Here is an 18,189-nt window from a genome sequence, read left to right as displayed (position 1 = left end):
GCCTCCCCGGACAAGTTCGGCTGTCCCAGATCGGCCCAGGCGTCGAAGACCGCCTCGTCGTCGATGTTCGCGACCCACCGCCTTGCGGCCTCAGGGGAGCCGGCGGCAGCAACGGCCTGGCAATGATGACGTGGGCTTTCAGTCGGCGCCAAACCAGCACGGGAGTCAGCACGGCGCCTCCAAATCATGCCCGAGTAGCGCAACTCGGACAGCCTCCTTCGCGGCCTCATCGAGGCCGTCGCGAAGCCCCACCACCGCCCCCATGGTGGGCACATGCACTCCAACGCTCAGAACTATGGTGTCCCGCCACATACGCCTCTGACCTGCGCGTTCCTACGGTGTGGCATACGCAAACGTCCCCGTCACACGCCAGGAAGTGGTGCCGATGTCCTCCCCCGCGACCGCTCCACCAGCCCCCTCCAGCCTCAAGCGCATCGTCGCCGCGAGTCTCATCGGCACCACCATCGAGTGGTACGACTTCTTCCTCTACGGCTCGGCCGCCGCGCTGGTGTTCAACAAGCTGTTCTTTCCCGGCTCCGACCCGCTGGTCGGCACCCTGCTGTCGTTCCTCACCTACGCCGTCGGCTTCGCCGCCCGGCCTCTCGGGGCGCTCGTCTTCGGGCACTACGGCGACCGGCTCGGGCGCAAGAAGCTGCTCGTGCTCAGCCTGCTGATGATGGGTGGGGCGACGTTCGCGATCGGGCTGATGCCCACGCACGCGACCATCGGGACCGCGGCCCCGGTGCTGCTCACCGTCCTCCGCCTTGTGCAGGGGTTCGCACTCGGCGGCGAGTGGGGCGGAGCCGTACTGCTCGTGTCCGAGCACGGCGACGCCAAGCGGCGCGGCTTCTGGGCGTCGTGGCCGCAGACCGGTGCGCCGGCCGGGCAGTTGCTCGCCACCGGAGTCCTCTCCGCCCTCACGGCGCTCCTCTCGGACGCCGCGTTCACCTCGTGGGGATGGCGGATTCCCTTCCTGCTCTCCGGCGTTCTGGTGATCGTCGGACTGTGGATTCGTCTCTCTGTCGATGAATCGCCCGTCTTCAAGGCCGCGCTGGCCCAGGCCGAGCAGCGCAGGGCCACCGCCGGCCAGGCGGAGAAGATGCCGCTCGTCTCCGTGCTGCGTCACCACTGGCGCGATGTGCTGGTCGCCATGGGCGCGCGCATGGCGGAGAACATCAGCTACTACGTGATCACCGCGTTCATCCTCGTGTACGCGACGACCGCGGTGGACATGAGCAAGCAGACCGCCCTGAACGCCGTTCTCATCGGGTCCGCCGTCCACTTCGCGGTGATCCCGCTCTGGGGCGCGCTGTCGGACCGATGGGGCCGCAGGCCCGTCTACCTCATCGGCGCCGTCGGTGTCGGCGCCTGGATGTTCCCCTTCTTCGCGCTGATCGACCGGGCGACCTTCGGCTCGCTGCTGCTGGCCGTGACCGTCGGTCTGGTTTTCCACGGGGCGATGTACGCACCGCAGGCGGCGTTCTTCTCGGAGATGTTCTCGACGCGCATGCGCTACTCCGGAGCCTCCATCGGCGCGCAGTTCTCCTCCGTCGCCGCCGGAGCGCCCGCGCCGCTGATCGCGACCGCTCTGCTCGCGGACTACGACTCGTCGACGCCGATCGCCCTGTATGTCATCGCCGCGGCCCTGCTCACCGTGCTGGCCATCGGATGCGCCAAGGAGACCAGTCGGCGGGACCTCAACGATGTCGAGGCCGACTCCGCCGCGGACACCGCACCCGCCCCCGCCCCAGCGGCGGATGCTGCCCGTACTGCCTGAGCGGCACCCTGATCGCTCACCACACACGACACCGCGCGGGACCCCATTGGTCCCGCGCGGTTCCCGTACTCGGGAGGCGCACCGGCTACGCGCGAGGGGCAGCCCCGCTTCATTCCCGGCGCGCCACCGCCGACGACATGCCGTACAGCCGCAGCGCCAGCTGGATCTCCAGGGCGCGGGCCGGCGTCTGCCAGTCGGAGCCCAGGAGCCGGCCGATGCGCTCAAGACGCTGGGCGACGGTGTTCACATGGACGTGGAGATCGTCCTTCGTACGGGCCGGGCTCATGCCACTGGCGAAGTACGCGTCCAGCGTGCCGACGAGGTCCGTGCCGCGGCGTCTGTCGTAGGCGACGACCTCGCCGATCGTGCGGCGCACAAAGCCGTCGATGTCGCCCGGGTCGGCGAGCAGCAGCCCGAGGAAGCCCAGGTCCTCGGCTGCCGCGCCCTGGCCCGAGCGGCCGAGGAGGCGCAGCGCGTCCAGGCAGCGCCGGGCCTGCTCGTAGGCACCGGACACCGGTGCGGGGTCGCCGGCCGGGGAGGCGACGGGGGACGAGGCGCCGACGGTCACCGACTCGCGCAGGGTGCCGCCCAGTTGGCGGGCGGTCTGGCGGGCGAGGGAGGCCGGGGTGTCATCGGGGCCGAGCGGGAGGAGCAGCACGGCGCCGCCGTGCCGTGCGGCGGCGAGGCCGGACCGGGTCGCGGCCAGATGAGAGGCGGCCGACCACAGCCGCTGCCGGTCCGCGCTCTCCCGCGCGGCCGACTCGGGGCCTGCTCCGCGGCCGGTCTCGGTGCCGTCGATACGCGCGGCCAGCACCACATGGGGCACATCCAGGTCGGCGCGGAGTCTGGCCGCGCGCTCCCGCAGCAGCCTGGGGTCGCGGTCCGGCGCGTCGAGCAGGTCGTCCAGCAGCTCGCCCCGCACCCGCTGTTCGGCGTCATGGGCGGAGCGGCGGGCCAGCAGCAGCAGTGAGGTCACCATGGCGGCCCGCTCCAGGGTGCGCCGGTCGACGGGGTCGAGATCGGGGTGGCCGCGCAGCACGAGGGCACCGAACACCTCTCCGCCCGCGGAGACTTCGGCGATCCAGTCGTCGCCGTGGCGGCCGGCGCGGCCGCCGGTGCCCGCCGGATGCGGGCCGTCCTCGGTGAACTCCACCGTACCGTCGAGGACCTGGGAGAGCGCGGCGGCCACGTCGTCGACGCCGCCGCCGCGCAGCACCAGTTCGGTGAGCCGGTCGTGCACCTCGGATGCGCGCTCGATGACGCCGCTGTGCTCCTGGATGATCGCGTGGGCCCGCTCCAGCTCGGCCAGGGCCGAGCGCGTCTCGGCGAGCAGGTTCGCCGTGTCGATCGCCACGGCCGCGTGTGCGGCGAACGAGGCGAGCAGCGCGACCTGTTCCCGTTCGAAGACGCGGGCGCGGCGGTCGGCGGCGAACAGCACGCCGATGACCTGGCTGCCGAGGGTCAGCGGCACGCCGAGGATGGCGACCAGACCCTCGTCCCTGACCGCCGCGTCGATCGGTCCGGTGTGCTCGAAACGGGCGTCGTCGAAGTAGCTGTCGGTCACATAGGGGCGGGCCGTCTGGGCCACCAGGCCCCCGAGCCCCTCCCCCATGCCGAGCCGGACCTGCTGGAAACGCGCCGAGACGGACCCCTCCGTGACCCGCATGTAGGTGTCACCGGCGACCGGGTCGTTGAGGCTCAGATAGGCGACCTCGGTGCCCAGCAGGGAGCGTGCGCGCTGCACGATCGCGCGCAGCACGGCGTCGAGATCGCGCAGGCCCGCCAGATCGTGCGCCGTCTCGAAGAGCGCGGAGAGCTCGGCCTCCCGCCGCCTGCGTCCCTCCAGCTCGGCACGCACGCGCAGCGCGAGCTGCTTGGCGTACTCGATACCGGCGAGCGACGCGGCGTCGGCGCCGTGCGCCCGGGCGAGCAGGACGGGCCTGTCGTAGGCCTCGACTGCGGCGCCACGGGCAAGGAGCTCCAGGTAGGCGGCTTCTTCCAGGGACATGGACACAGGATTACCCGGCCTGGGCAGGGTCGCACCAGCCCTGTGGACAACCGGGCGGCCGTCCTTGCCGGCGGCGTGGCCCGTCAATGGGCGGTCCAGCCGCCGTCGAGCGCCAGCGAGGTTCCGGTGATGAAGGACGCCTGCGGCGAGCACAGGTAGAGGACGGCCCCGGCGACCTCGTCCGGTTCGACGAGACGCTTGATCGCGGAGTCCTTGAGGAGGACGTCGGTCAGGACGCGTTCCTCGGGAAGGGAGTGTGCGGCCGCCTGGTCGGTGATCTGCTTCTCCACCAGTGGTGTGCGCACATAGCCGGGGTTGACGCACACCGACGTCACGCCGTGCGACGCGCCTTCGAGGGCCGCGGTCTTGGAGAGACCCTCCAGGCCGTGTTTGGCGGCCACATACGCGGACTTGTAGGCGGAGGCCCGCAGACCGTGCACGGAGGAGATGTTGACGATCCGGCCCCAGCCCTGGGCGTACATGTGCGGCAGCGCGCCCCTGATCAGGCGGAACGGTGCCTCCAGCATCACGGTCAGCACGGCGTGGAAGACATCGGGCGGGAAGTCCTCGATGGGGCGCACCAGTTGCAGTCCCGCGTTGTTGACGAGGATGTCCGATCCCGCGGCGACGGCCTCGGCGGCGTCGAGGTCGGTGAGGTCGAGCAGCTGCGCCTCGACGGCTCCGGCGAGTCCGTCCGCCCGGTCCACCAGGACGCCCAGCCCCTCCGCGTCGCGGTCGACGGCTCTGACCTTCGCGCCCGCGGCAGCGAGCCGCAACGCGCAGGCGCGGCCGATGCCGCCCGCGGCACCGGTGACCAGGGCGGTGCGTCCGCCGAGGTCGAGGGAGACGGAGGAGCCTGAGGGACCAGGGGTGGTGGGCGCGGTCATGCTGTGCACCCTAGGCAGCGATCATCTCCCGACCGATGTGGTCACCGCCCATACTTCATTCCGCGATGGTGGGTTGGAACCATGCTGGTCCCTCGGTCAGGGCCTGCTTGATCCGGAACAGGGCGAACTCCTTGAGCTCCGGCAGCGAGTCGAGCGGGAACCAGCCCACCTCAAGCGATTCCTCGTCGTTGACCCGGGCATCGCCGCCCACCGCCCGGCAGCGCAGAGTGATGTCCATGTACTGGCAGCGGTCGCCGTTGGGATAGGTGACCGGATCGGGCAGCGCCTGTACGAGGACGACCCGCTCGGCGACGCAGCGTACGGCCGTCTCCTCGAACACCTCGCGCTCGGCGGTCCGGGCGGGCTCCTCCCCCGGCTCCGGGATGCCGCCGATGATCGACCATTTCCCGGTGTCGGCGCGTCTGCCCAGCAGGACACGGCCCTGATCGTCGAGGACGACTGCGCTGACCCCCGGCAGGAACAGCAGTTGGTGGTCCGCGGTGGCCCGGATCTCACGGATGAAGTCAGGGGTGCCCATGCCCGCGACCCTAACCGGCCCTCGTCCGCCCTTCCGCGGCCGGGGAGGCCGGCCCGCCGTCGGGAGGTCACCCGACTCTCCGTCGGGAGGTCACCCGCCCCGCTGTCGGGAGGTCACCGCCGTTCCGTGGCCGGGATCCCGGGGCCTCACAGTCGCCACCGCGGAGGCCGGCCGCCGCGGCGGCGCTGTCACGAGACCACCGGCTCGTCCGGACGGACGGCAGGGCTCAGGCGTCCGCGGCCCGCTGCGCCCCTTCGGTCCGTCGGCGCCGGTCGCGTACGGCATCGGCGGCGACCTTGCCCAGCGCGCCGGCCGCGAGCAGCAGCAGAGCCGCCTCCGGCCAGACGCCCAGCCGGGTGGCGGGCGTGAGCGAGGAGCGCAACGGCACCTCCGCGACGAGCGCGTCGGGCGTGAACATCCCCGTCCGCTGGACGATCTCCCCGTCCGGCGTGATCACGGCGCTGACGCCGCTCGTGACGGGGACCACGACGGACCGGCTGTGCTCCACGGCCCGCACGCGTGACATGGCCAGCTGCTGATAGGTCATCTCGCTGCGGCCGAAGGTGGCGTTGTTGCTGGGGACGGAGATGAGCTGCGCGCCGTGTGTGACCGTGTCACGGGCCGCGTCGTCGAACGCCGCCTCGAAGCAGGTGACGAGCCCGACCCTCGTCCCCGCCAGGTCGAAGACGCCCACTTCGTGGCCGGGGCCGAAGTCCCGTTGCACACGGTCGACGTCGGAGTTGAGGAGGCGTACGAACGAACGAAGCGGGATGTACTCGCCGAACGGCTGGACATGGCGCTTGTCGTAGGTGTCGACGGGCCCCCGGCGGGGGTCCCACTCGATCAGCGTGTTGCGGAGCTTGCCCGTCTCGGGAGTGACCACGGCACCGACGACGGTCGGGACGCCGATCGCCTTGACGGCTTCGTCGATGACGAGACGTGCGTCGGCGTTGCGGTAGGGGTCCAGGTCGGAGGAGTTCTCCGGCCAGAGGACGAAGTCGGGCCTGGGCACCTTGCCCGCCGCCACGTCCGCGGCGAGCTGCTCGGTACGGCGGGCGTGGTTGTCGAGCACCGCCCGGCGCTGGGCATTGAAGTCGAGGCCGAGGCGGGGCACGTTGCCCTGGACGGCGGCGACGGTGGCGGTGCCGTCCTCGGCGGAGTCGTCGACGAGCGGCCGGGCGCACAGGGCTCCCACCAGGGGCAGCACGAGCGCGAGCAGCGCGGCGGCCGCGGGGCCGCGCCGCACGGTGCCCGTGCGGCGGCCGGCTGCCGCCTGCCGCACCGTCTCGTACAGCCCGAGTCCGCACAGGACGATCGCAAAGCTCAGTAGGGGGGTGCCTCCGACGGCGGCCAGCGGCAGAAAGACGCTGTCCGCCTGCCCGAAGGCGATCTTCCCCCAGGGGAAGCCACCGAACGGCACCCTGGCGCGGGCCGCCTCTCCTGCGATCCACACCGCCGCGCCCCACACCGGCCAGGCGGGCAGCCGCGAGACGCAGGCGATGCCCACGCAGGCCACGGCGACGAACAGCGCCTCCACGGCCGCGAGCGCCAGCCATGGGACCGCGCCGACCTCCTCGCCGGTCCAGACGAGCAGCGGAAGGAGGAACCCGAGTCCGGTCAGGTAGCCGAGGCCCAGCGCGGCCCGCGCCCGCCGCCCCCGCAGGGCCCAGCCGAGCAGGGCGAACGCGGGGACCGCCAGCCACCACAGGGGCCTGGGCGGGAAGCTCAGGAAGAGCAGCACGCCGGACAGCGCCGCGGCGCCGGGGCGTACGCATCGCCGGATCAGCGGGCGGCCGCCCGCGCGCGCGGGCTGCGGGGTGTCGACTGGGGTGATGGTGGCGCTCACCTGCCGGAGTCTACGGCGCTGACCTGTGGGCCCGGCAGTGCGGTGACCGTCCCTCGGCGCACGGTGGCCCATGCACGGGCTCTCTGCGCCTCAGGGGATCCGGTCTCGCCGGCCGCCGGCTCAGACGTGGGGGACGGGCTCGGTGTGTGATCGGCCGAGACGGTCCCGGAGGACGCGTACGGCCATGTCCGCGTTGTCGACGGTCACCGTGAACGTCTCGCCGTCCTTCAGCGTGACGACCACTCCCTCGCCGCGCCGCACGACCCACGCCGTGCCCTTCTCCGGACGCCAGCGACAGCCCCAGCCGCCCCACTGGTGCGGGGTGACCTTCGGGTCGTAGTCCGCCTGTACGACCTCGCTGAGCAGGATTCGCTTGCGCGGCAGGCCCACGTGTCCGCAGCGCACCTCAAGGGCCTCCCGGTCGATCGTCACCTCGAGGTGGACGAAGGCGAGCGTCCCGTAGAGCACCAGCAGGCCGGCCGCGACACAGCCGATCACCGCCATCAACAGCGCCGTGATGCCCATCTCCCAGTTGGCGTCCACTGCGAGCTTGATACCGAGCGCGAGACACGCTGCTCCCGCCACAGCGAGCACCCACTGCATGCGGTTGGTCGCTCGGCCGGTCCAGACTTCTGGCAGGGGCTCTGTGGCGGGCCCCAAGCCGCGGGAACGGTGCCTCATGTTCTGGAGGGTACCCACGATCCGCGGACACAGCACGGCCCGCGTGTGACCGAGGGTAGTCACCGCCTCGGGGCCTGCGTCTGTCCCGGGGCGCCGTGTCCCGGGAGCCCCTGGGCCATCCCGGTTCAGCCGGGGCCCGTCCCGGGAGCCCGGGGCCGTCAGACCGCCGGGGTGGTGACCGCGCGGAGCAGGCGCCCTTCGGCGTAGGCGGAGGCGGCGGCGGGCAGCTCCGACTCCCGGCCGCTCAGCAGGACGGTGAGGCGGCCGGTCGGCGACGCGTCCGGGGCGGGGACGACACCGCCACGGCGCAGGGCCTGGGCGGCGACCGCGTCGGCGGAGCCGTGGAGGACAAGGGTGCCGGCGGCCGAACGGGCTCCGATGGCCGCGCGGATGCGCTCGCCGACGAGTTCGTAGTGAGTGCAGCCGAGGACGACGGCCCTGACGTCGGGCGGTGTGAGTGCTGCCGCCGCGTTGATCGCGCTGTCGATCGCGGCCTCGTCGGCGCTCTCGACCGCGTCGGCGAGACCGGGGCAGGGGACCTCGGTGACGCCGACGGAGTGAGCGAAGTCGCTGATCAGCCCGCGCTGGTACGGGCTGCCCGTGGTCGCCGGGGTGGCCCAGATGGCGATCGGACCGCCGCCGGCCGCGGCGGGCTTGATCGCGGGCACGGTTCCGACGACGGGGAGGTCCGGCTCCAGCTCGGCCCGGAGCGTGGGCAGCGCGTGCACCGAGGCGGTGTTGCAGGCGATGATCAGCGCGTCGGGCCGATGGGCGGCCGCGGCGCGGGCCACGGCGAGCGCGCGCTCGGTGACGTCGTCGGGCGTACGCGGCCCCCACGGCATGCCGTCGGGGTCGCTGGAGAGGAGTAGATCCGCGTCGGGCCGCATTCGGCGTACGGCGGCGGCCGCCGGGAGGAGGCCGATTCCGGAGTCAAGGAGCGCGATCTTCACCCGGTCACCATAGTCGACCGCCGCGCCGGCCCGGCCTGTGTGGGGCAGACTGCGGCGGATGAGCGCCCTCGCCTGGACCGCCTTCGGATCACTCGCCGCATGGTGCTGGCTGCTGCTCGGCCAGGGCTTCTTCTGGCGCACCGATCAGCGTCTGCCCCGGCGGGCGGACCCTGACGTATGGCCGGCCGTCGCCGTGGTGGTGCCCGCGCGGGACGAGGCCGAGGTCCTGCCGGCGAGCCTGCCGTCCCTGCTGGCCCAGCGGTATCCGGGCCGTGCCGGGATCGTGCTCGTGGACGACAACAGCAGCGACGGCACCGCGGAGGTGGCCCGCTCGCTCGCCACGCGCCACGGCGGGCTGCCGCTGTGTGTCGTGACGCCGGGCGAACCGGAGCCCGGCTGGACGGGAAAGCTGTGGGCTCTGCGGCATGGAATCGCCGTGGCCCGGGCGGACAGCCCCGAGTTCCTCCTCCTGACGGACGCGGACATCGCCCACGAGCCGGACAGCCTTCGCGAACTGGTGGCCGCGGCGCACGGCGCAGACTCGGCCGACGCCGACGCCGACGCCGACGCCGAACGCGACGCCCGAGCCGACCGCCCGGGCGCGTACGACCTGGTCTCCCAGATGGCGCGCCTGCGTGTCGCGAGCGGCTGGGAGCGACTGGTGGTCCCCGCGTTCGTCTACTTCTTCGCCCAGCTCTATCCCTTCCGCCGGATCAACAGGGACGGCGCGCGGACGGCCGCCGCGGCCGGCGGCTGCGTCCTGCTGCGCACCGACACCGCACTGCGGGCGGGCGTACCCGCGTCGATCCGGCAGGCGTTGATCGACGACGTCTCGCTGGCGCGGGCCGTGCGGCGCTCGGGCGGCCGGATCTGGCTGGGGCTCGCGGACCGCGTGGACAGCGTGCGTCCGTATCCGCGGCTCGCCGATCTGTGGGGGATGGTCTCCCGCAGCGCGTACGCACAGCTGCGGCACAACCCGCTGGTGCTCGCCGGAACGGTCGTGGGGCTCGCGCTGGTGTATCTGGCGCCGCCCGTCGTCCTGCCGGCCGCGTGGGCGGCCGGTGATGCGGCGGCCGCGTGGGCGGCGGGCCTCGCCTGGGCGGTGATGGCGGGGACGTACGTGCCGATGCTGCGCTACTACCGCCAGCCGCTGCTGCTCGCGCCCACGCTGCCGTTCACCGCGCTGCTCTATCTGCTGATGACCGTCGACTCGGCGGTCCAGCACCACCGGGGGCGGGGCGCGGCCTGGAAAGGGCGTACGTACGCCCGGCCCGAGGCCGCACCCGAGCGCTGAACGCCCGTGGCGGGGCGTCACTTCCTGCCCGGTGTCCAGTTCATGCCCCAGCCGTAGGCGTGGTCGACGGTGCGCTGCGGGCTGACGCCCCGGTCGGGCACGAGGAAGCGGGCCTCACGCTGGACGACGAGGTCCGACCCGGTGTTGGTGATGAGGGCGAGGGCGCAGACAGTGGAGGGGACGGTGCACTCGCCGAGGGAGAAGTCGATGGCGGCGCCGTGCTGGGGCTGCAGTGTCACCGTCGCGTCGAGGTCGGCGAAGCTGCGGGCGCCCTCGTAGATGGTCACGAAGATGACGACGCGGCGCAGCGCGTTCTTGTGGTCGAGGTTGATGGTGAGGTTCTCGCCCGGTGTGCCGCCGGTGCGGTCATCGCCATCGAGGTGGATGTACGGCGGCTGGTGCAGGGCGCCGAAGGCGTTGCCCAGGGCCTGGACAACGCCCTTGCGCCCGTCGGTGAGTTCGTACAGCGCGCACAGGTCGAGGTCGAGGTCGCCGTGCATGGCGACGGCCCGGCCGAGCTTGGCGCCCCAGCCCTGGAACTGCTTGCGCACCTGCCAGCTGAGGTTCACGCGCATCGCGCCCGAGGTGCCGCCCTGCTTCGTCAGCGAGACGGAGGGAGCCTCCTTCGTCAGCGTGATCTTGGACAGGCGCACCGGGGTCGGCGGTACGGCGGGCACCGCCGGCGGGACGGCAGGCGGCGGAGCCACGGCGGGTGCGGGGGGCACGACAGGGGCAGGCGCCGCGGCGGAGGGTGCGGTGGCGGCGGGCGGGGCCGGCCGCTGGGGCTCGTCCACGGTGATGCCGAAGTCCGTGGCGAGGCCCTCGAGTCCGGAGCCGTAGCCCTGGCCGACCGCACGGAACTTCCACGCGCCCTGGCGGCGGTAGAGCTCGCCCAGCACGAAGGCCGTCTCGACGCCGGCGTCCTGGCTGTCGTAGCGGGCCAGCTCCGCCCCGGACGCGGCGTCCAGGACGCGGATGTGCAGCCCGGGCACCTGACCGAAGGTGCCGCCGCCGGCCGATGCGGCCAGCACGACGCGGTCGATTCCGCTCTCGACGCGGTCGAGATCGACGGCGACGACGTCGGCGGCAGCCCCCTCCGCGGTCCGCTTCCCCTCGTGCCGCACGGCTCCCGAGGCGTGCGCCGGCTGGTTGTAGAAGACGAAGTCCGCGTCCGAGCGGACCTTTCCGCCCGCCAGGAGAAGGGCCGAGGCGTCGATGTCCGGGACGCCCGGCCCCGGCCGCCAGCCCAGCTCGACTCGGATGCGCTGCGCCTGCACCGCGGTGTTGGCTCCCTTAAGCATCGACATGACCGCCCCCATCGCCGGTTCCCGCGCCCGGAAGTTCATTCATCGTCAACCTATTCCGCATACGTCCGCCTGAGGGGCCCGACCCGTCGGTAACCCTCTCTACGCTTGCCCTTTACACCCACACGAGACGCCGGAGCGACCGATTTTGCCTGATTCGCTCGAATTGGGGATCCGTCGTCACTCACAGCTCCTGAAACAACCCTCTTATCGGACTCCCCAACCAGCACATCGTGGGCTTAACTTATGTGCCATGACCTCCCCCCGCGCCACCTACGGCGGCGGTTACTACTCCGCGCCGTTGTTCCCCGACACCCCGATCTACGACTCCCTGGTCGCGGAGCGGGGCACGCCTCAGATCGCCCCGATCCGAGTGCCCGCCGCCTACGACACCGGCAACAGCTATCTGCCGGCGCTCCCCGCGGCCCTGCCCGCCCTCCCGGCGGCGCAGTCCCATCCCCCTGCCTATGGATATCCGCAGCAGATGCCGCAGCCGGTCCCGCTGCAGCAGACGCCCGCGCCGTACATCCCGCAGCAAGCGGCAGCGCCCCGCGGGTACCCCGGCAGCCAGTACCAGGGACAGCAGCAGCGTCCGGTCGCCACCGGCTACGAGGCCATGCGGCCGGCCGCGGCGCGGCCTGCGCCCGCGCCCTACGAGGACCCGTACAACCGCCCGTATCAGGGACGGGGGTACTGACGGCACCGTGATGCCTGCCGGAGACGGCTTCCCGTCCGAACGGCCGCCGCGCGGCCGAGGTGGCGCGGAGCGTGCCCGGCGGGACCTGGTGCAGCCGCGGGGGATTGCGGAGAGCACGGTGGGACCCCGGCCGACATCTCGGCCGGGGTCCCTGCGCAACCGCGTGCGCCGCAGCGGACATTGACTGCGCGCCCCGGCCGGGTACGACGGCCACGCCGTACCGCCTCGGCGCCTGTCGACCGGTCCGTCGACGCCGCCGGACGTTCAGCACGTTTGAGCGCTTCAAACGCCCTGAACACTGTCAGGGCCCTTCAGCCTCTTTCCGTGGATTTCGCCGCCGAGCGGGAACCCTTCGTACAGCGCCTCGCGTTGGACCCGTCGCGAGGACGTCCTCGCGACGGACACGGGGGCCGACGGAGGGGGGACGTTGCTCTCTCTTCGCGCGACCCATGCTTGTTCCGTGCCGTACCGGACTGTCACGGACACAGAAGGGGGTGGCGAGCCGTGCGAGCAGCCGCGGGAATCTGGCGCTGGCGGCACAACCCCCTGCGCCGTGCGACTGACCTGGCCGAGGCGTGGCTGGCCCTTGTCACGGCGCTTCTGCTCCTCACGGCGGGCCCGGTCGTCGGCTGGCTCACCGGCACGCTGACGGACGCGTATCTGCGCCATTCCGTGCGGATACAGCGCCAGCAGCGCCATGCGACGACCGCCACGGTCCTGGGCCCCGCCACCGTGGCCCGTCCCGCGGCCCTCGACCCGGAGTCCGCCGCGGCGAGCGAGCAGCGCCGGACGGTCGTCGCGCAGTGGACGGCCCCCGACGGCACTCGACGCACAGGGACCCTGACGACCGGTGTGCCGTATGCCCGGACGGGAGGCACCTTCCCGGTCTGGACCGACGGCTCCGGCCGAATAGTGCCGCGCCCCATGGAGCCCGCCACGGCGAGCGTGCACGCGACACTCGCCGGGATCGGGGCCGCGGGGGCCTTCGGTGTGCTCGTCGAATGCGCCCGACGGCTTCTGCTGTGGCGGCTCGTGCGGCGCAGATTCGCCGATCTCGACCGGGCCTGGGCCGCGGTGGGTCCGGACTGGGGACGGGCGGGCGCAGGCAGCTGACCCCCCGCATCCCGTCAACTGCCGCCCGCCGCGCGCGCTACGGTGGTGCGACCCCTCACGCGGGGTGCGGGAGGCGTCCCCGTCAGCGGCGCGCTGATGCACGAAAACACGAGGTGGGGGCAAGGCAGCACCATGGCACAGGGCACGGTCCAGGTGACGCACACCGGCACGTCGCGGTGGCGGCGCCGCACAGGCGAGTACGCGTCCCTCGCCGCTGCCCTGGAGGCCGCCGGCGACGGTGACATCCTCACCGTGGCCCCCGGGACGTACCGCGAGAACCTCGTGGTGCAGCGGGCGGTCACCCTGCGCGGGCCCGAGGGGGCCGTGGGCTCGGTGCGCATCGCCCCCCTCGACGGTGTGCCGCTGACCGTGCGCGCGTCCGCCACCGTCCAGGACCTGCACGTGGAGGGCCAGGACTCGGCGGCCCCCGCGCTGCTCGTCGAGGACGGCACACCGGAGCTGGTGGACCTGCGGATCGTGACGCGTTCCGCAGTCGGCCTGGAGGTGCGCGGCGCCGCACGGCCCACGGTGCGCCGCTGCACCGTCGACAACCCGGCCGGCGTCGGCATCGCCGTACTGGACGGCGCGGGCGGGGTGTTCGAGGAGTGCGAGGTGGTCGCCGCGGGCCAGTCGGGGGTGTCGGTGCACGGCGGGGCGCACCCCCGCCTGGAGCGCTGCCGGGTGCACCACGCCTCGGGCGCGGGGGTGTCCGTGACCGGTGAGGGCAGCGGCCTGGAGGCCTTCGGCTGCGAGATCTACGAGATCAAAGGCACCGGTGTGCAGATCGCCTCGCGGGCGGCGGCGCATCTGACCGACTCCTCCGTGCACCGGACCACCTCGGACGGTGTCACGCTCGACACGGACGCGGTGCTCACGCTCTCCGACTGCGACATCCACGACATCCCGGAGAACGCGATCGATCTGCGGTCCCGGTCCGTGCTCACCCTCACCCGGTCCACCGTCCGCCGCTTCGGGCGCAACGGCCTGTCCGTCTGGGACCCGGGCACGCGGGTGGACGCCAACCAGTGCGAGATCCACGACAGTACGGGCGACTACCCGGCGGTCTGGGTCAGCGACGGTGCGACCGCCGTACTCGACTCGTGCCGTGTGCACGATGTCCCGGACGCCCTGTTCGTCCTCGACCGCGGCTCGCGCGCCGACGTGGTCGACAGCGATCTGTCCCAGGTGCGCAACACGGCGGTGTCCGTGAGCGACGGCGCGACCGCCCAGCTCGACGACTGCCGGATCCGCGAGGTGTCCACCGGCGCCTGGTTCCGTGACCACGGCAGCGGCGGCACCCTCAACGGCTGCACGATCGACGCCGCGCAGACCGGTGTGATCGTGACCAAGGGAGCGGACCCGCTGATCGAGCGCTGCACGGTCACTTCGCCCGCCGAGGCGGGGTTCTATGTGTCGGCCGAGGGCAGGGGCACATTCCGCGGCTGCCGGGTGACGGGCAGCGGTGGCTACGGCTTCCATGTCATGGACGGCTGCCGCACGATGCTCAGCCGCTGCCGCACCGAGCGCTGTGCCCGCGGCGGTTACGAGTTCGCCGAGGTCGACGGCCCGGTCGTGGAGGAGTGCACGAGCGACGAGAGCGGAACGGTACGGCCCGGCGCCGAGCGTGCGACGGCCGTGCTGACCGCCCCGCAGACCCCCGGGCTGCTGTCGGCCGTTCCCGCCCAGACACCCGCGGCAGGGAAGCCCGGCCCGGCCGCGCCTCCCGCCGAGCCGGCGCGCAGCTCCGGAGTCGTCCTCGGTGAACTGGACGCGCTGGTGGGTCTGGACAGCGTCAAGCGCGAGGTGCGCACGCTGACCAACATGATCGAGGTGGGCAGGCGCCGCCAGGAGGCGGGGCTCAAGGCCGCGTCGGTGCGCAGGCATCTGGTCTTCACCGGCTCGCCCGGCACCGGCAAGACGACGGTCGCCCGGCTGTACGGCGAGATCCTGGCCTCCCTCGGCGTGCTGGAGAGCGGCCATCTCGTCGAGGTATCCCGCGTTGACCTGGTCGGCGAGCACATCGGCTCGACGGCGATCCGCACCCAGGAGGCGTTCGAACGTGCGCGGGGCGGTGTGCTCTTCATCGACGAGGCGTACGCCCTGTCGCCCGAGGACTCCGGCCGTGACTTCGGCAAGGAGGCGATCGACACCCTGGTGAAGCTGATGGAGGACCACCGGGACGCGGTCGTGGTGATCGTGGCCGGGTACACCGCCGAGATGGAGCGGTTTCTCAACGTCAACCCCGGTGTGGCCTCCCGTTTCTCACGTACCATCACCTTCCCCGACTATGCGCCGGAGGAGCTGCTGCGGATCGTGGAGCAGCAGGCCGAGGAGCACGAGTACCGGCTGGGCGAGGGCGCCGCGGAGGCCCTGCTGAAATACTTCACTGCGCTGCCGAAGGGGCCGGCTTTCGGTAACGGCCGTACCGCGCGCCAGACGTTCGAGTCGATGGTGGAGCGGCACGCGGTACGAGTGGCCGAGCTCGTCGAGGTGAGCACCGACGATCTGACCCTGCTCTACGCCGATGACCTGCCGGAGCTGCCCTGAGGTTCGGTCCTGAGCTGCGCGGGCACGGCCGGGGTGAGCCGGTCGAGCAGATGCGCGCGTTCCTTTGCGAACGACGGGTCGGCCTGGTAGTCGGAGTGTCCGAGGATCGGCTCGGGCAGGGGGTAGCGGCCGGAACGGCCGTGGACAAGCGGGTCCTTGAGCGCGTCCCGGTCGACATCGGGGTGCCCGTTGGAGGCGGGCACCAGCACGGGTCCGCCTATGGGGTCGGTGGTCCGCCACAGGTTGCGCCAGCAGTCGATCTGACTGTTGAGCTCGCGCAGCGCCGCGGACCCGAAGTAGGCAGGGAACCAACGGCCGTAGAGCCTTTCCAGCGGTGACCCGTACGTCAGCAGGGCCACGCGGCGGCGGGTGGCCGCCGGCAACTGCCAGACGGCCGCCGCGGCGAGGACGCTGCCCTGGGAGTGGCCGGAGATGACGAGCCGTCCGCCGCTGCGCTCCGTCCAGGTGCACATGCGCCAGGTGAGGTCGGGGACGGCCCGCTCGGCGTAGCAGGGCGGCGCGAACGGGTGGGCGGCGCGCGGCCAGAAGGTGCCGACGTCCCACAGGATGCCGATGCTGCGGCGGGCGGAGGCGTCGCGGTAGGCGCGGCGTCCCATGGTGACGAAGAGGATGAACCCGAAGCCGATGAGCCAGGAGCCGAGCGCCTGTGCTGCCTCGGCCGTCGGCTCGGTCAGGCCGCCGCTGTCACCGAATGCGCGGCCGGGCACCTCACCGCTCACCCATGCGCCGACGACGGCACCGATGCCGAGCAGTAGCGTGGCACCGGCCAGCAGACCGACCAGCGTAGGCGCGCTGTCGGTCAGTTGCGCCCTCGCGCGGGTGCCGGCGATCCGGCGGGTGCGGACCGGGTCCGGCCGGTCCTCCCCGTACTCCGCCTCGATGACGGCCGCGAGGCGGCGTCCACGCAGCCAGGTCCGTACGGCGAGGGCGAGCGCCGGCAGCAGCAGGACGATCAGCAGTACGGGTATGACGGCGGCCTGCCAGCTGAGCAGGACGGGCGGCCCGGGGATGGCGCCGTGCTCGTCCATGCCGGGAGTGCCGGGCCCGTCGAGCCAGTCCGCTACGCGCTGGGCCACGCCGCCGGTCATCACACTGCCGAGCGCGCAGGCGAGCATGGCGACGGCCGGCCCGCCGAAGCCGCGGAGCACCGCGCTCGGGTGGTGTGCCCGGCGGTGCAGCCGCAGGGCGGCAACGGCGAGGGCGACGACGAGCGCACCCTGGGCCAGGGCGATCACGCGGAAGGTGACGTCGCCGGGAAGTGTCGCCGCCGACTCCCAGGCGGGGCGTGACCAGGCGGCGTAGAGGAGTGCCAGGGCGAGCAACGCCAGGGCGGTGCCGGGGAGATACCGTACGGCGGCCCGGTCGAGCCGGGCGTCGATCCGCCTCTCACTGCGCCCTCTGCGCAGCACCACCCACACCACCGCGGCGCCGGCGAGGGCAAGCGCGGCTTCGAGCAGTACGCCGCAGACCCTCAGCAGCATGTCGTCCGCGGAGCGGTCGTGGCGGGCGGCGGCACCGGCCACCGCGGCCGCGACGCTGAGGAATCCGGCTGCGGTGTGCGCGGCGCGCAGCCGGGCGACGAGCCTGCGGCCGTACCAGAAGCCGGGTCTGCCGAGCGCGGGCCGCACCAGTGGCCTGCGCGACTCCCCGTCCTGCGGGTCGTCCGCATCGTCCGCGTCCCCCGCGTAGTCCTCGTCCCCGTCGTCGGGCCCGTCGGCCTCACCGAACCCGTCGGACTCGTCGACCCCATCCGCCTCACCAGCGCCGTCCTGGTCGGCGTCGACACCGGCGACACACCCGTCCTCGCCCGTGGGCGGACGCTGGGACTCGTACGCGCTCCAGGTCCGGTTGGACAGGTACCACAGGAGCACCACCAGCGCGGTCGGCACCACGGCGCCGAGCGCGAGCCGCCGGCCGGGCTGGGACCACCAGCCGCCCTGCTCCGCGGAGAGGAAACCGAGCCAGGCGCGCTCCCCGCTGCACGCGGCCGAGCCCGCGCACTGCCACGCCAGCAGGTCGAGCGCGACCTCGCAGGCGGCGGCCGTCAGCAGGACAGTGAGGCTGAGCGCGACCAGCCGCACCAGCGCCCCGTACAGCCGGGTCGTGCGGCGGCTCCCCCTGGCCCTGGGCCGCATCCAGTGGGCGAGGTTGGCGACCATGAAGGGGAGCAGCAGCAGCCACAGGGCCCGCGCTCCGTTGCCGGACGTGAGGTTGGACCAGCAGTACGCCTCGGGGACGGGCCGGTCGGTGTACTCCTCGGGGTGCTGCTCGGCCTCGGCGTCGTCGGCGCGCCGGTACACGGCGGCCTTGTCGTCGCCGGTGATCCGGACCGTTCGGGGATCCTTGAGCATGTCCTGCGGAGTGGCTCCGCCGACGCCGTGGACCAGCAGCTCCAGCGCGGGCCCTTCGCCGTACGGTGCCGGGGTGGCAGGGGACACTGAGGTGACTCGCTCTCTTGTCGCAGGGGCGGTGAGAGGGCAGCGGGTGCGCGGTGTTGCTGCGGTTCGTGACCAGAATCCCGGATCG

The 18,189-nt window shown here is 72.8% G+C and carries 13 protein-coding genes; 5 read left to right on the top strand and 8 right to left on the bottom strand.

All coding sequences use genetic code 11. From position 1 onward, the window contains the following. Window positions 1-385: 385 nt before the first annotated feature. Entirely contained in the window at window positions 386-1,777 is a 1,392-nt protein-coding gene (locus tag J7E88_RS19135) for an MFS transporter (protein ID WP_215182657.1), read from the top strand. Between the two features lie 109 nt (window positions 1,778-1,886). Here the strand turns inward: J7E88_RS19135 and J7E88_RS19130 are convergent, their stop codons facing one another. The 6 genes from J7E88_RS19130 to J7E88_RS19105 form a co-directional block, all read right to left on the bottom strand. Then, window positions 1,887-3,785 (bottom strand): GAF domain-containing protein, encoded by a 1,899-nt coding sequence (locus tag J7E88_RS19130; protein ID WP_215182655.1) that lies wholly within the window; start codon window positions 3,783-3,785, stop codon window positions 1,887-1,889. Window positions 3,786-3,868: 83 nt separating this feature from the next. After that, window positions 3,869-4,672, bottom strand: coding sequence for a 3-hydroxybutyrate dehydrogenase (locus J7E88_RS19125; RefSeq protein WP_215182653.1), 804 nt, complete (start codon window positions 4,670-4,672; stop codon window positions 3,869-3,871). Window positions 4,673-4,727: 55 nt separating this feature from the next. Next, window positions 4,728-5,210: an NUDIX domain-containing protein gene (locus J7E88_RS19120; protein ID WP_215182651.1), complete on the bottom strand. Its 483-nt coding sequence runs from the start codon at window positions 5,208-5,210 to the stop codon at window positions 4,728-4,730. Window positions 5,211-5,436: 226 nt separating this feature from the next. Beyond that, window positions 5,437-7,056, bottom strand: coding sequence for an apolipoprotein N-acyltransferase (gene lnt / locus J7E88_RS19115; protein WP_215182649.1), 1,620 nt, complete (start codon window positions 7,054-7,056; stop codon window positions 5,437-5,439). A 120-nt stretch (window positions 7,057-7,176) separates the two neighbouring features. Continuing rightward, complete coding sequence (locus tag J7E88_RS19110) at window positions 7,177-7,737, bottom strand: hypothetical protein (protein ID WP_215182647.1); 561 nt, start codon at window positions 7,735-7,737, stop codon at window positions 7,177-7,179. Window positions 7,738-7,895: 158 nt separating this feature from the next. After that, complete coding sequence (locus J7E88_RS19105) at window positions 7,896-8,687, bottom strand: glutamate racemase (protein WP_215182646.1); 792 nt, start codon at window positions 8,685-8,687, stop codon at window positions 7,896-7,898. A gap of 58 nt (window positions 8,688-8,745) precedes the next feature. Between J7E88_RS19105 and J7E88_RS19100 the strand changes: the two genes are divergently transcribed. Further along, window positions 8,746-9,981: a glycosyltransferase gene (locus J7E88_RS19100; RefSeq protein WP_215182644.1), complete on the top strand. Its 1,236-nt coding sequence runs from the start codon at window positions 8,746-8,748 to the stop codon at window positions 9,979-9,981. 17 nt (window positions 9,982-9,998) lie between these two features. Here the strand turns inward: J7E88_RS19100 and J7E88_RS19095 are convergent, their stop codons facing one another. Beyond that, complete coding sequence (locus J7E88_RS19095; RefSeq protein WP_215182642.1) at window positions 9,999-11,288, bottom strand: TerD family protein; 1,290 nt, start codon at window positions 11,286-11,288, stop codon at window positions 9,999-10,001. Between the two features lie 250 nt (window positions 11,289-11,538). On the opposite strand from J7E88_RS19095, the gene J7E88_RS19090 reads away from it, so the two are divergent. The 3 genes from J7E88_RS19090 to J7E88_RS19080 all read left to right on the top strand — a co-directional run bounded on the left by J7E88_RS19090 (window position 11,539) and on the right by J7E88_RS19080 (window position 15,642). After that, window positions 11,539-11,982, top strand: coding sequence for a DUF6643 family protein (locus J7E88_RS19090; RefSeq protein WP_215182640.1), 444 nt, complete (start codon window positions 11,539-11,541; stop codon window positions 11,980-11,982). A gap of 504 nt (window positions 11,983-12,486) precedes the next feature. After that, window positions 12,487-13,095, top strand: coding sequence for a hypothetical protein (locus J7E88_RS19085; RefSeq protein ID WP_215182637.1), 609 nt, complete (start codon window positions 12,487-12,489; stop codon window positions 13,093-13,095). 132 nt (window positions 13,096-13,227) lie between these two features. Further along, complete coding sequence (locus J7E88_RS19080) at window positions 13,228-15,642, top strand: right-handed parallel beta-helix repeat-containing protein (RefSeq protein ID WP_215182636.1); 2,415 nt, start codon at window positions 13,228-13,230, stop codon at window positions 15,640-15,642. Here J7E88_RS19080 and J7E88_RS19075 read toward each other — a convergent pair. Then, on the bottom strand, window positions 15,612-18,101 hold the full coding sequence (locus J7E88_RS19075; protein ID WP_215182634.1) for a hypothetical protein: 2,490 nt from the start codon (window positions 18,099-18,101) through the stop codon (window positions 15,612-15,614). The genes J7E88_RS19080 and J7E88_RS19075 overlap by 31 nt on opposite strands. Window positions 18,102-18,189: the final 88 nt, after the last annotated feature.

The organism is Streptomyces sp. ISL-10 (assembly GCF_018614575.1).
Lineage (GTDB): Bacteria > Actinomycetota > Actinomycetes > Streptomycetales > Streptomycetaceae > Streptomyces.
Note: the sequence above shows the minus strand (reverse complement) of the source record. Positions and strands in the feature narration are given on the sequence as shown.